Annotated in this window: 10 protein-coding genes and 1 riboswitch; of the genes, 6 read left to right on the top strand and 4 right to left on the bottom strand. The window is 40.3% G+C overall.

From position 1 onward, the window contains the following. The first annotated feature begins 492 nt into the window (after positions 1-492). Positions 493-1,938 (top strand): exodeoxyribonuclease I, encoded by a 1,446-nt coding sequence (sbcB, locus tag KZZ04_RS03575; protein ID WP_219421830.1) that lies wholly within the window; start codon positions 493-495, stop codon positions 1,936-1,938. Between the two features lie 768 nt (positions 1,939-2,706). Here sbcB and KZZ04_RS03580 read toward each other — a convergent pair. After that, positions 2,707-3,588 carry an NAD(P)-dependent oxidoreductase gene (locus tag KZZ04_RS03580; protein ID WP_219421831.1) on the bottom strand — a complete coding sequence of 294 codons (882 nt, stop codon included), beginning with the start codon at positions 3,586-3,588 and terminating at the stop codon, positions 2,707-2,709. A gap of 121 nt (positions 3,589-3,709) precedes the next feature. Here KZZ04_RS03580 and KZZ04_RS03585 point away from each other — a divergent pair, with 121 nt between their 5' ends. From KZZ04_RS03585 to KZZ04_RS03595, 3 genes are all read left to right on the top strand, one after another. Beyond that, complete coding sequence (locus KZZ04_RS03585; RefSeq protein WP_219421832.1) at positions 3,710-4,231, top strand: glutathione peroxidase; 522 nt, start codon at positions 3,710-3,712, stop codon at positions 4,229-4,231. Positions 4,232-4,304: 73 nt separating this feature from the next. Beyond that, positions 4,305-5,291, top strand: a complete 987-nt coding sequence (locus KZZ04_RS03590; RefSeq protein ID WP_219421833.1) for a 2-hydroxyacid dehydrogenase — start codon at positions 4,305-4,307, stop codon at positions 5,289-5,291. Between the two features lie 104 nt (positions 5,292-5,395). Beyond that, positions 5,396-6,070 carry an NYN domain-containing protein gene (locus tag KZZ04_RS03595; RefSeq protein WP_058404349.1) on the top strand — a complete coding sequence of 225 codons (675 nt, stop codon included), beginning with the start codon at positions 5,396-5,398 and terminating at the stop codon, positions 6,068-6,070. A 4-nt stretch (positions 6,071-6,074) separates the two neighbouring features. On the opposite strand, the gene KZZ04_RS03600 is transcribed toward KZZ04_RS03595, so the two are convergent. Then, the gene (locus KZZ04_RS03600; protein WP_219421834.1) at positions 6,075-7,397 is read right to left on the bottom strand and encodes a sodium-dependent transporter; all 1,323 of its coding nucleotides are present in this window, start codon (positions 7,395-7,397) and stop codon (positions 6,075-6,077) included. A gap of 140 nt (positions 7,398-7,537) precedes the next feature. On the opposite strand from KZZ04_RS03600, the gene KZZ04_RS03605 reads away from it, so the two are divergent. Continuing rightward, on the top strand, positions 7,538-8,287 hold the full coding sequence (locus tag KZZ04_RS03605) for a 4'-phosphopantetheinyl transferase superfamily protein (protein ID WP_219421835.1): 750 nt from the start codon (positions 7,538-7,540) through the stop codon (positions 8,285-8,287). On the opposite strand, the gene lysC is transcribed toward KZZ04_RS03605, so the two are convergent. Further along, positions 8,284-9,663: a lysine-sensitive aspartokinase 3 gene (lysC, locus tag KZZ04_RS03610; RefSeq protein WP_219421836.1), complete on the bottom strand. Its 1,380-nt coding sequence runs from the start codon at positions 9,661-9,663 to the stop codon at positions 8,284-8,286. The two genes, KZZ04_RS03605 and lysC, sit on opposite strands and share 4 nt — an antisense overlap. A 75-nt stretch (positions 9,664-9,738) precedes the next feature. After that, positions 9,739-9,911, bottom strand: a riboswitch (Lysine riboswitch). Between the two features lie 108 nt (positions 9,912-10,019). Then, the gene (gene nhaD / locus KZZ04_RS03615) at positions 10,020-11,267 is read right to left on the bottom strand and encodes a sodium:proton antiporter NhaD (protein ID WP_219421838.1); all 1,248 of its coding nucleotides are present in this window, start codon (positions 11,265-11,267) and stop codon (positions 10,020-10,022) included. Between the two features lie 219 nt (positions 11,268-11,486). Here nhaD and KZZ04_RS03620 point away from each other — a divergent pair, with 219 nt between their 5' ends. Beyond that, positions 11,487-12,773: a hypothetical protein gene (locus KZZ04_RS03620; RefSeq protein ID WP_219421840.1), complete on the top strand. Its 1,287-nt coding sequence runs from the start codon at positions 11,487-11,489 to the stop codon at positions 12,771-12,773. Positions 12,774-12,777: the final 4 nt, after the last annotated feature.

The raw sequence follows: 12,777 nt of genomic DNA on the forward strand, positions 1-12,777 counted from the left end.
GCCTTTTTCAGACAGGTGATTCAACATTCTACAGCAATAGCGGTTAATGCTGTGGGTGGTCATTAGTTTATGCGGATTACTACCTGGTATTAAATACCTGCTTTGACCATAGGCTATTGCGAGTGTACCTAATATGCTTTTCATCTTGGTTGTTATTGGCCTGCGTACTGCTTTATTGGGTTTGGATTTTTAGGCGGTACTGTCCAAGTGTTTTTAAAGTCGTAATGCTCTTTCTTAGGTAGAGGAGCTTCAAATCCCCTTGCCCTTGTTATATAAAATTAACTTTAAGTATATTTCATATTGAGGTGGCTTTAGATCTTTCGATTAATTATCGAACGTCAATTTCACTCTTTAAATAAACCTAACTAACACATCATTTCTCTTCCAAAACTATAAACTCTCTCGCCCATATGCCATAATCTAAATAATTCATAAATTTAGTAACTTGGCGCATATTTGTGCATTTTAAAGTTAACTACTCAGGGTTTTACCATGGCATATCAAGAGCAAAATCAAGCAACTATTTACTGGCACGATTATGAGACTTGGGGGGCAAGCCCTCAAAAAGATAAGCCGAGCCAATTTGCGGGTATTCGTACCGATCTTGATTTAAATATAATTGGCGAGCCGCTTATTGAATATTGTAAGCCGCAAGCGGATTACTTACCCCACCCTGAGGCATGTTTAATTACGGGGATTACGCCACAAGTGGCGATGAAAAAAGGCTTGGTTGAAGCTGAGTTTATAGCAAAGATTCATGCCGAATTTAGTGTGCCAAACACCTGTGTGGCTGGTTATAACAGTATTCGGTTTGATGACGAAGTAAGCCGTTACAGCTTTTACCGTAACTTTTACGACCCGTACGAGCGTGAATATAAAAACAATAATAGCCGCTGGGATATTATTGATTTAGTACGTGCTTGCTATGCGCTACGCCCTGAGGGCATTGAATGGCCGCTAAAAGAAGACGGTAGCCCAAGCTTTAAGTTAGAACATTTAACGGTAGCCAACGGTATTGAACACGCAGCTGCGCACGATGCGCTAAGCGATGTTACAGCCACTATCGCACTGGCTAAGCTAATAAAAGAAAAACAGCCAAAGCTTTATAACTTCTTTTTTGGGCTACGAAATAAAAAAGCGCTTGGCGATTTAGTTGATGTATTTAACATGACGCCGCTGGTGCATACCTCATCACGTATTCCTGCAACGCAAGGCTGTACAACGTGGGTGGCACCTATGAGCTTTCATCCGGTAAATAAAAACGCCGTTATTTGTTTTGATTTAACCCAAAGCCCGCAAGTGTTGCTTGATTTAAACGTAGAAGAATTACGTAAACGACTATACACCAAACGCGTTGATTTAGCCGAGGGCGATTTACCTGTTGGTTTAAAGCTGGTGCATTTAAACAAGTGCCCTATTTTAGCGCCTGCTAAAACGTTATTGCCTGAAAACGCAGCCCGTTTAGGAATTGACCGCGAGCAGTGCCTTGCTAATTTAGCTGTTTTAAAAGCCAATACCGAGCTTCGCGATAAAGTAACTGAAGTGTTTAACGAACAAGGCGATTACAGCGCAACTACTAACGTTGATTACTTACTTTACGATGGCTTTACAAGCCATGCCGACAAAGCTAAATTTGCGATTATTCGCGATGCTAGGCCAGATGAACTAGCAGGCTTAAATTTAGATTTTGAAGATAAAAAGTTCAATACATTACTGTTTAGATACCGCGCACGAAATTGGCCGGAAACACTAAATCAGCAAGAGCTTGATCAATGGCGCCAGTATTGCCAAAACAAGTTAATGCACGGAGAAGATCAACCCTCAATTAGCGCACAAGATTTTATGATCACCCTTGAAAACTTGGCCCATGAACACGACGACAGCGAAAAGAACCTAACCATTTTAAAGGCGCTTTATAACTACGCGCAGAGCATGTAATTTGTTTTAAGTTTATTTGTATAGTGCATATAAAAACGCGACTCTTTAGCAATAAAGTGTCGCGTTTTTTGTTTGTAAATATCTGTACCACGGAAAAAAAAGAAAAATATATTTCACAAAGAGAAGTGAATGAGGAGTAAATGAGAAAACAAAAAGACAACAACAATCTTTTTAGAACTATTACTGCCTCGATAGCGAAGCGCCTCTTTTCCTCTTTGTGAATAAATCACTTTACGGGCTTCGCCCATCACGCAAGCAAGCTTCGCGTCTACAAGTAAAACACATATCTACACCTTGGTGGTAGACGTAGAGCTTGCTCACGTGAAAAGCGCAGCTTTTAATTGCTCAAATAAAACACAATCCACAAAGAGAAGATAATGAGGAGTAAATAAGAAAACATAAGCCAAAATAGCTTTAGGCTAATCAATAACTCTAAAAGCGCAGCGCCTCTTTTCCTCTTTGTGAATTCATCACTTTACGAGCTTTATCCGTCACGCAAGCAAGCTTCGCGTCAACAAATAAAACCACATCTATATCAGCGCGTTAGACGAAAAGCTTGCCCACGTGAAAAGCGCAGCTTTTAATTGCTAAAATAAAACATAATCCACAAAGAGAAGTGAATGAGGAGTAAATGAGAAAACAAAAAGACCAACAACAATCTTTTTAGAACTATTACTGCCTCTATAGCGAAGCGCCTCTTATCCTCTTTGTGAATAAATCACTTTACGGGCTTTGCCCGTCACGCAAGCAAGCTTCGCGTCTACAGAGTTATTTTTTATGCAGCGCTTCTATACGAGCAAGTAAGCTTGAAGTGTCGTATCGGCCGCCGCCAAGTGCTTGTACGTCGGCGTAATATTGGTCGACCGTTGCCGTCATTGGCAATGTTGCGCCGTTGTTTTTAGCTTCATCAAGCGCTATCCCTAAATCTTTGCGCATCCAATCTACCGCAAAACCAAACTCGTATTCGCCTGCCCACATTGTTTTGTAACGGTTTTCCATTTGCCACGAACCGGCAGCCCCTTTAGAAATGGTTTCTATAACTTTTTCGCCATCAAGCCCCGCTTGCTTGGCAAAATGTAAGCCTTCAGCTAAACCCTGTACAACACCTGCAATACAAATTTGATTAACCATTTTACAAAGCTGGCCCGAGCCTACACCGCCTAACAATTGGCTAAAACGGCTAAACGCCGCCATTACAGGCTGTACTTTTGCAAATACGGCTTCATTACCACCAGCCATGACCGTTAAAATGCCATTTTCAGCGCCAGCTTGGCCGCCAGATACGGGGGCATCAATAAAGTCGATATTTTGCAGCGCCGCTTTTGCAGCCACTTCACGGGCTACTTCCGCAGAGGTTGTTGTGTGATCAACCAATATAGTGTGCGGTAACATACCCGCTAAAACACCGTCGTCGCCATAAACCACAGAACGTAAATCATCATCGTTACCAACACACATAAATACAATATCAGCGCCTTGAGCCGCTTCGCGTGGGGTGTGTGCAAAGCTTCCTTTGTATTGTTCAGTCCAACTTTGCGCCTTGGATTGTGTACGATTAAATACACATACGCTATGACCATTATTGGCTAAATGCCCCGCCATGGGGTAACCCATTACGCCTAAACCTATAAATGCGACTTTCATTGACATAAAAATGACCTATTTAACTGCTAACTTAGAAACTAGGTCCCGATTATGTCAACCGACCAACAAAAAAGCGAATGAAAGTCTTTGTAAAATTTCCACCAATTGGAAATTAAGTAGGTAACCTATGGATAGTATTTATCAATTTAATGCACCACTTTATAACAGTGATAATTTTTCTTTAAGCCAGTTAAAAGGCAAAACCGTACTCATTGTCAATACGGCCAGTAAATGTAGTTTTTCAATGCAATTAAATGCCCTCGAAAAGCTTTACCAAGAGTACAAGCACCGTGGCTTTACGGTACTTGCATTCCCATGTAATCAGTTTGGACAGAACGAACCGCTTGATAATTTAGCTATAAAAGATTTTTACCAAATGCAGTTTGGCGTATCGTTTGAAGTATTTGGCAAAGTCATGGTCAATGGCCCAGACGCCCACCCTTTATTTGGCTATTTAAAATGCCATACACGCGGTATTTCACAAAACCGGGCAGTTAAATGGAATTTCACAAAATTTTTAATTAACTCACAAGGGCAACTAGTTGCTCGTTATGCACCGCGTACAAAGCCCGACACACTCAAACACGTTATTGAAACAAACCTGCTGCAAGCAGTTAAATTAAATAATAAAAAAGCAATCGCTACTTGAGCACATGGCAGTAACGTAGTTTAATTTAAGCAGATTCACTATTTTAAACGCACCAAATTGCTGGAGCCTCATCATGAACATTGCTTTTTTTAGCGCGCAAAAGTATGAAAAACCTTTTTTTGAACACAGTATTGCACCTCATAGTAGCTTAGCAATGACCTATTTTGATCAATCGCTTAACGAGCAAACTGCGGTTTTAGCAAACAACTTCACTGCAGTATGTGTGTTTGTAAACGACACAGTTAACGCTGAGGTTATAAAACTATTAGCAGCACAAGGTATAAATACCATATTACTGCGCTGTGCTGGTTTTAATAATGTTGATTTAGGTGCGGCCAAAGCACATAACATCAATGTATTACGTGTACCTGCATATAGCCCCGAGGCCGTTGCTGAACACTGTATTGCGCTTATGCTTACACTGAGTCGAAAAACACACAAAGCCTACAACCGCGTGCGCGAAGACAACTTTGATTTAAACGGGTTACTTGGTTTTAACTTACACAACAAAACAGTAGGTATTATTGGGTGCGGAAAAATTGGCTTAGCACTTTGTAATATACTCAATGGGTTTGGCGCAAAGGTGTTGGTCTGTGACCCAAATGCAATGCCGGGTAACTACACCATTACCGACCTAAACACGTTACTAACCCAAAGCGATATTATTTCACTGCATTGCCCACTCAACGAGCAAACACATCACTTAATCGATGAGCGTGCTTTTGATAAAATGAAGCCTGGCGTTATGCTTATCAACACTTCACGCGGTGCATTATTAAACAGTAAAGCGTGCATACAAGCACTTAAAACACAAAAGCTTGGCTACTTAGGGCTTGATGTTTACGAACAAGAATCCGAACTGTTTTTCAAAAACCACAGCGACGAAATTAACCAAGACGATATATTTTCCCGTTTAGTCGGTTTTAAAAATGTGTTGATCACCGGGCATCAGGGCTTTTTTACTCAAGAAGCACTCACCGAAATAGCAAACACTACTATTACCAATGCCCTTGAGGTAGAACTAAATAAACCGCTAAGCAACGCAGTTTTTAATAATTAACCTGAACTCAGGTTATTTAACATTTATAGCCATTTACACTTGCCAAAATATGCTGCGCGATGGTATCTATTAATTAAATTTGATGGCTTTTAGCAGGTGCTTAAATGGAAAAAACAGCGTTATTCATAGATGCAGAAAATATAAGCCATAAATTTATAGATCAAATAATGGCTAAATTTGAACATATTGAGGTTAAAAAAGCGTACGGCAACTTTGGAGCAGTACAACTAAAACCTTGGGTAAATATTTGTTCGCGCCATGCAATAGAAATGGTGTACCAAGAAAAACTCGTAAAAGCTAAAAGTAATGCGGCCGATATTGCGTTAACTGTTGGAGTTATGGAGTCTTTGTATGTCTCCCCGATTGACACTTTTGCAATAGCCTCTTCTGATTCTGACTTTGCGGCTTTAGTACACTTTTTAAGACGAAATGGTAAAAAGGTAATCGGGTTTGGTAATAATACAGCCAGTGCTAAACACTATTTTGATGACTTTTATATTTTAGGTAAAAAAAATACAATACCTAAAGTAAAAAGTAAAAGTATTGCCTCTGCTGATACTTACCATTTAGCACTTGTAAAAGAAGCCGTTGAAAACACACAACACGCAAAAACTGGACTCTCCGAAACAGTGGATGTGGGTACCTATCTCCATCGAATATTCAACATTACAAAAAAGCAGCTTGGCGTGAATAAGTTGTATCAATATTTTAAGCATCACGACCAGCATTTTAAAATGCAAAAAGCCCCCGACGGAGGCTTTTTAGTTTCACTGCATTAAGTCATTAACCAAAGGCGACGTTTGCAAATACCAAGGTCATTAATATTGGGCAAACAAAGCGGATATACTGGGCAAACCAAAAATGCGCGCCCGTGCTAGCTTGGTGTAACTTATTACCCCGTTTGAACATCCAACCAACCGTTATGAAGTAAAACAACCCCATCAGCGGGAGCTGATATTGCGTAAACAGCATAATAACTAAACCAAATAACCAATCGAAGTTTAATATAATTGCACTTGCACATATTAATACCACTAAGCTCACTAACCACGTAGCTTTAGTGCGGTTAACGTTGTGGTTTTCCACTAAAAATGCAACTGGAATTTCAGTTGATGAAATAGTAGACGTCACTGAGGCTATCGACATTAATACAAAAAACAATAAACCAACCAGTAACCCTATTTCTCCCATGGTATTAAATAGCTCTGGTAAAATGGCAAATATAAGCTGTCCTTCACCAATTAATTTACCGCCACTAAATACCTCAACGCCGTTATGTTGTGCAACATAAATAGCCGGAATAATGAGTAAGCCAGCTAAAAACGCAACGCTCGTGTCAAGTAATGCAACACTTGCAGTGAGCTTTGGTAAATTAGCATCAGGTTGTAAATACGAGCCGTAAATCATCATACAACCCACACCCAAAGAGAGCGAAAAAAATGCTTGCCCCATAGCCGCTATAATTAAATTTGGATCGAGTATTTGGCTAAAATTAGGCATTAAATAGGCTGCAAAACCTTCGCTTGCACCATCCAAAGTGGCTATGTAAGCAATAAGCGCCACAAGTATCACTAATAGCATTGGCATGAGTCGGCGCGACCACGTTTCAATACCCGATTTAACCCCTTTTAAAATAATGCAGGCCGTTAAAATAAGCATTAATGGTGTAAACACAAAATTACGCGCGACTGAGTCACTGTGCAAAAACTCGCTTACACTGTGTAAACCAACAAAGGTTGTCACAGGCTCAATTGCGTACGACAGCATCCAGCCTGCCACAATTGAATAAAAGCTCAGCATCACTACGGCACCCGCAAGGCCAATATAGCCCGCAGCTGCACCTATTTTACGATTACTATCTTGCCACGCGTCACCCAGTGCTTTTACCGGGTTTGCTTGTGCGTTATGACCTAAATAAAGCTCAGTATAAAGCGCCGGAAGTGCCAATAAAAAGATGACCAAAAAATAGACGAGTAAAAACGCACCACCGCCATGGTTAGCAGCTTGTGTAGGAAAACCCCAAATATTACCCAAACCCACTGCCGCGCCAGCAGCGGCTAAAACAAAACCAAGTCGGCTTTGAAACCCATCACGCATTTGTGCCATACATCTACAAATCTGTTATTATTTTGATTGTTGTGAATTAAACCATATTTAATGCCGGCTGAGTAATAAAATTGTATTCAGGCTTTATTAGTCGCGTTAATTGCTCACAATAACAACGACTTTCTTATTTATGGGCCTATATGACCGCACATTTTTTTAATAACGCATTAACTATCACGCCAACTAATTTTGCCAATTTACCCCAAAGCGCAAATACCGTTTTGTTATTTAACGCCAATACACTTAATGTAGCTGATTACGACTTACCTCGTTTACTTAGCGAGTTTGAATTAAGCGTTATTAATCGCCGTAAAAACCCAACAGCTAAACAAGAATATTTAGCAAGCCGCTTACTTTTAAAAATGCTTGTGAAAACCGCCTTCCCTGAATTTGCAAATGTGGCGCTAAACACAATTACTACAAACTTTAACCACACTTCGGCTAAGTTAGAGTTACATATTAACAATTGCGTTATTAATACGTGCATATCGCATTCTCATGGTTTTGTTGGGGTTGCTTTAAATTCAAAAAATAACACTTTTGGCTTCGACCTTGAAAAAATAAGCCTAACGCGCCCATTTGAAAAACTAGCCAAACATTTTTACCACTCAGACGAAGTGACGTTAATTACATCGCAACCTAATACGCAAAGCCAGGCCAACACCTTTTTTAGAATATGGACATTGAAAGAATCATTAGCTAAAGCAACTAGCCGCCCTATTGCAAAATTACTTAGTCCCAATGTGTTTACCGAACTTGCGTTAGCAAACCTTGCTTCAAGCAGCCAAGTTGTTAGCACGCAAACAGAAACTTTTGATTTAACCTTAGTGCATAAAAAAAGCACCGACTGGCAATGCTTTTTATTAACCAAACAGTCGCTTACTATTTAAGCCTCTAATAACCGGCTATGGATTGCCTGAACCACGTTGTCAGATTCACTTTGCTCAACTAAAAAGCATAAGTTGTGCTTACTTGCACCGTGACAAATTAATCGAATATTAAAGTCGCTTAATACCTGCATTAAGTTCATTTCGTGTTGGCGAAGTTGAATTTCTGAACCAATAAGCGCCACCAGCGTTAAGTTGTTCTCAACCGATACATGGCAAAATTCAGCAAGCTTATCTAAACACGCTTGGTCTAGCTCTGGGCGTGATGCGTTAGGCGCGTTATCAAGCGTTATTGCCACACTGATTTCAGAGGTGGTTACTAAATCAACCGATATATTAAACTCGCTTAAAATAGTAAATACACGGGCTAAAAAGCCGCTAGCCAGTAACATTTCAGGGCTTTTAAGGGTAAGCAAAATTTGGTTTTTACGTTGCGTTACAGCGCGTATACCTGGTTGCTGCGATTTTTCACGCTCTATCCACGTGCCACCGCGTTCAGGTTCGCGGCTTGAACCAACAAATACATTAATATGACTACGACTGGCTGGCAAAATAGTCGCTGGGTGCAATACCTTAGCTCCAAAGGTAGCCATTTCAGCGGCTTCATCAAAGCTCAAACGGGCAATAGGCGACGCCTTTACACATAAACGCGGGTCGGTGCTAAAAATCCCCACTACATCCGTCCAAATATGTACACTTTTAGCGTTTATTGCCTCTGCAAGTAAAGCGGCACTGTAGTCAGACCCACCACGGCCAAGGGTTGTTGTTTGGTCAAATTCGTCACTACCAACAAAACCTTGCGTTACAATAACTTGTTCATCTAATAGAGGAATTAAATATTCTTTTGCAGCTTGTGCTGTTGCGCTTACATTGGGTGTTGCTTTTCCAAACTGGCTGTCTGTTTTAAGGACTTGGCGTACATCAAACCGATCGGCATTCAAGCCTTTTAAACGCAGCACTTGCGCAAATAAATACGACGATAAACGCTCACCAAAGCTCAACAGTTCATCGTGTTGTTGTGCAGTAGTCAGTTGTTGCTGAGCGAGTGCTTGAAATGCTTTTAATGTTTCGTTAAAGCCTAAGGCTAAATCGGCATCAAGTGATAATTCATCTAAAATGGCTTGTTGAATAGCAAGTACACCGTCAATATTTTCTTGGCGTTGTTCGCTAGTAATATCACTTTTACACAGTGCAACTAAGTAGTTAGTTACGCCGGCACTGGCGCTCACAGCAACAATACGAACACTTTTGTCGGCAACAATAATTTCGCTACAACGATTCATCGCATCAAAATTAGCCACACTGGTTCCACCAAACTTGGCAACGATATAATCTGATTTAACGCCCGATACTGTTTGCGGCACTGATTGGGTAGTCATTTAGTCTCCTTTTGCGGTATCCAAACCGCGATAAAACAAGAAGAACTTGGCAAGTGAATGCATGAAGGTAAATCCACTGCCAGAAGCTCTCCACCTAGATTGGTGACAGTTTTGAGGATTCAGCCCCATAAACCGAAAAACAACATCGACGTAACGTTGGTTTTCTCGGCGAGTACTTCCCTCTTTAATGGTTATGGGCGTTCGTCACCTACCATTAAATACCTAAGTATCGCACCTCTTCTGAATGTTGTATTAGCCAATGGCTAATAAAACAAAACCCCACTGTTAAGCGGGGGTTGAAAGTTAACGTTTAGCCGTCTAGCTGTCAAGCGTTTTAATGGTTAGTTAAGCAAAACTTAAACAAATCCGCCCATGTAATACGCGCCCGCGTAGCCAACGGTATAACTTACTAACAAATACAGCGATAAACGTAAGTAACTCATAAATGTTAGCTCTTTTACTTTACTCATGGCAATAATACCCGCAGCCGATCCAATAATAAGCATTGACCCGCCAACACCGGTTGCATAAGTAAACGATAACCAATCTTGCTGACTCATTACTATATTGGCTTTTAGTAAAGCAGCGGTAAGTGGCACGTTATCTACCCCAGCCGATAAAATACCCATTAAGTAGTTAGCGTACTGTGGAGCCATAACCGTATATAGATCGGTAAACTTACTTAGCATGCCTATCTCTTTTAATGCGCCTACCAATAATAAAACCCCGACGAAAAATAGTAAGGTGTCGTATTCTATGTCGCGTACGTAGTCGATAATATTTTTGTTTATGTCTTTTTTGCGCATTAAAAATTGCGCCACTAAAAACATAATTGATAAACCACATAAGAAAGTTAATAAAGGCGGTACACTGTAAATCACACTCAACGCGAGTATGCTGATAACTGTAGATACAAAAATAACTGCGATAGTGATATCGGTTTTTTCTATGCGTTTTTTCCCTGACTTAGAAAAGATCACTTCCCCTTTCATGCCAATACTTAACATTGCAGCTAACAACATAACACTGATAAATGCAGGTGCAATAAGCAGTAATAAATTAGCAATGGTTACTTTTCCATCTAAAAATATCATTAAGGTGGTAACGTCACCGGTAATTAACGATACACCGCCGGAGTTAACACCAAATACAATGAGCGTGGCATATTTTATGAGTTTTTTAGGCGGCAGTTTTAACGACATAACTACAGCGAGCGATATTAACGTGGCTGTTACGTTGTCTGAAACCGACGAAAACAAAAACGCAAATACCCCAACCAAAAACATCAGCTTGCGTTCGCTAATACTTGTTGGCATCACTCTGTGCACAATATTTTCGATAAACCCTTTTGAGTTTAAATAAGCAACAAAGGTCATGGCGGCCATTAAAAACAACCACAGCGATGCTATCTCTAAAATATTTTCGTTAAGGAGTTCTTGCACTTGCTCTGGGCTTTGCCCATGCAGGGGGAAAATAAACAGGAGGATCCAGCAAAGCGTGCCAAAAAAAAGCGTGGTTTTAGCTTTATTTACATGGATGATATCTTCTATAACGATCAATAAGAATCCGATCGCTATCAGGGTTAGAATAATCGTGGAAACCATGGGTATTAAATAACCTTTGATATTGTTTTAAAGAACACACGTAAAGTCCCTCTCAACGTGCCTATTTTCGGCGCGAATGTTAGCACTGCGGCTATGCAAAAACTATTATTAAATAGTCTTAAAAACGAATACTATATACAGGCTAGATTAATTAGAATACGTAATAATGAGACGCTTCTAAATTCTCAATAATAAATTACTAGGATGTTGTAACGCCTTATGATCCCAGCTAAAAAGCGACTAAATACCCTTAGCGAACATTGGGGGGTTTTAGAGTTATTATTTAAACGTTTTAAAATGGCCGACTTTAGCCTAAAAGACGTGCAAAATGCCATAAAACAAAAACAGTCCACGTGGTCAAACGAGCGCATATACAAAGAAACCAATCGCTTGCTCAATCAAGATATTTTAATTCCACTCGCTAAATCGTCGCAGCTTGAAATTAACCGTGCCATTGCTGATTTTGCTACTTTTTTACTCCAAGAAGAGCACTTAGGTTTAGCGCAAGAAATTAGCGTATTAGTTGATGATTTAGCCCGCTTAGGTAATAAATTAGATAACGCAGGAAACGTTGAAGACTTTGACGATTTACGCCGCTATAGCCGCATTATGGATGATCGGGTACGTAAAATAATGAAGCTTTTTTCACACAACGAAAACGCCATATTAAATATAGTCGAACACGCTAAATCTGACCATGGCGTGCAATCACTGCAAAAACGCTATAAGGCAGTAATAGAGGCCTTTGACGAATACATAGAGCCAATGCTTGAAATGGTCGATATTAGGGGCGATTTTCATGCCTGCTTTACAATAATAGAGCAACAAATTAGTAAGCAAATAGAATACATTGAGCGCTCAGGTAAAGCATATACCGACAAACGCATGCTAGAGCAATTACGAACTCGCATACTCGAAATGCACTTAATAGGGCGTGAAAGCTTACGTAAAAGCGCCGATATGCTCATGCCACTGCGCGAAGAGCTGCGCCGTAATAACTTAGTTACTCGCCAGGCAGCAAAAGTGCTCGGCCTTGTACGTAAAAATGGCGTAGACAATATGCTAAGTGCTGTACAGCCAAACTTTGTAAGCGACTCTCAGCGCTATTCGCTTGGCCAGCAGCGCCATATAGTTGCCTATATGGCAAGCTTGGTGGAATTTGAACACGAAGAATACCAGCTCCCAGAGCAACAAGACGTGCCGGCTTTTATAACGCCTAATATACCTGAGTACAATGATGTAAAAACAAGCTTTGCAAAACGCTTTAACAAAAAACGTAAAAAGCCTCAGCCATTGCTGCAATTTTTAGATGAAAGCTATCCCGAGCTAGACGCCGACGAAATGCTATTTTTATATCAAAAACTAATCAGCGATAGCGACATTAACATTAGCCAAAGCGATGAAAAAGCGCGTGTTAAAATTGCCGGACAGCACTTTTCACTTTATCCATTTAATTCTCAGGCACCAGATTTAGCCGTTCAGCCTAATACTAAGGCAGATAAGTAATTAC

The organism is Pseudoalteromonas sp. CR1 (genome assembly GCF_019392235.1).
GTDB lineage: Bacteria > Pseudomonadota > Gammaproteobacteria > Enterobacterales > Alteromonadaceae > Pseudoalteromonas.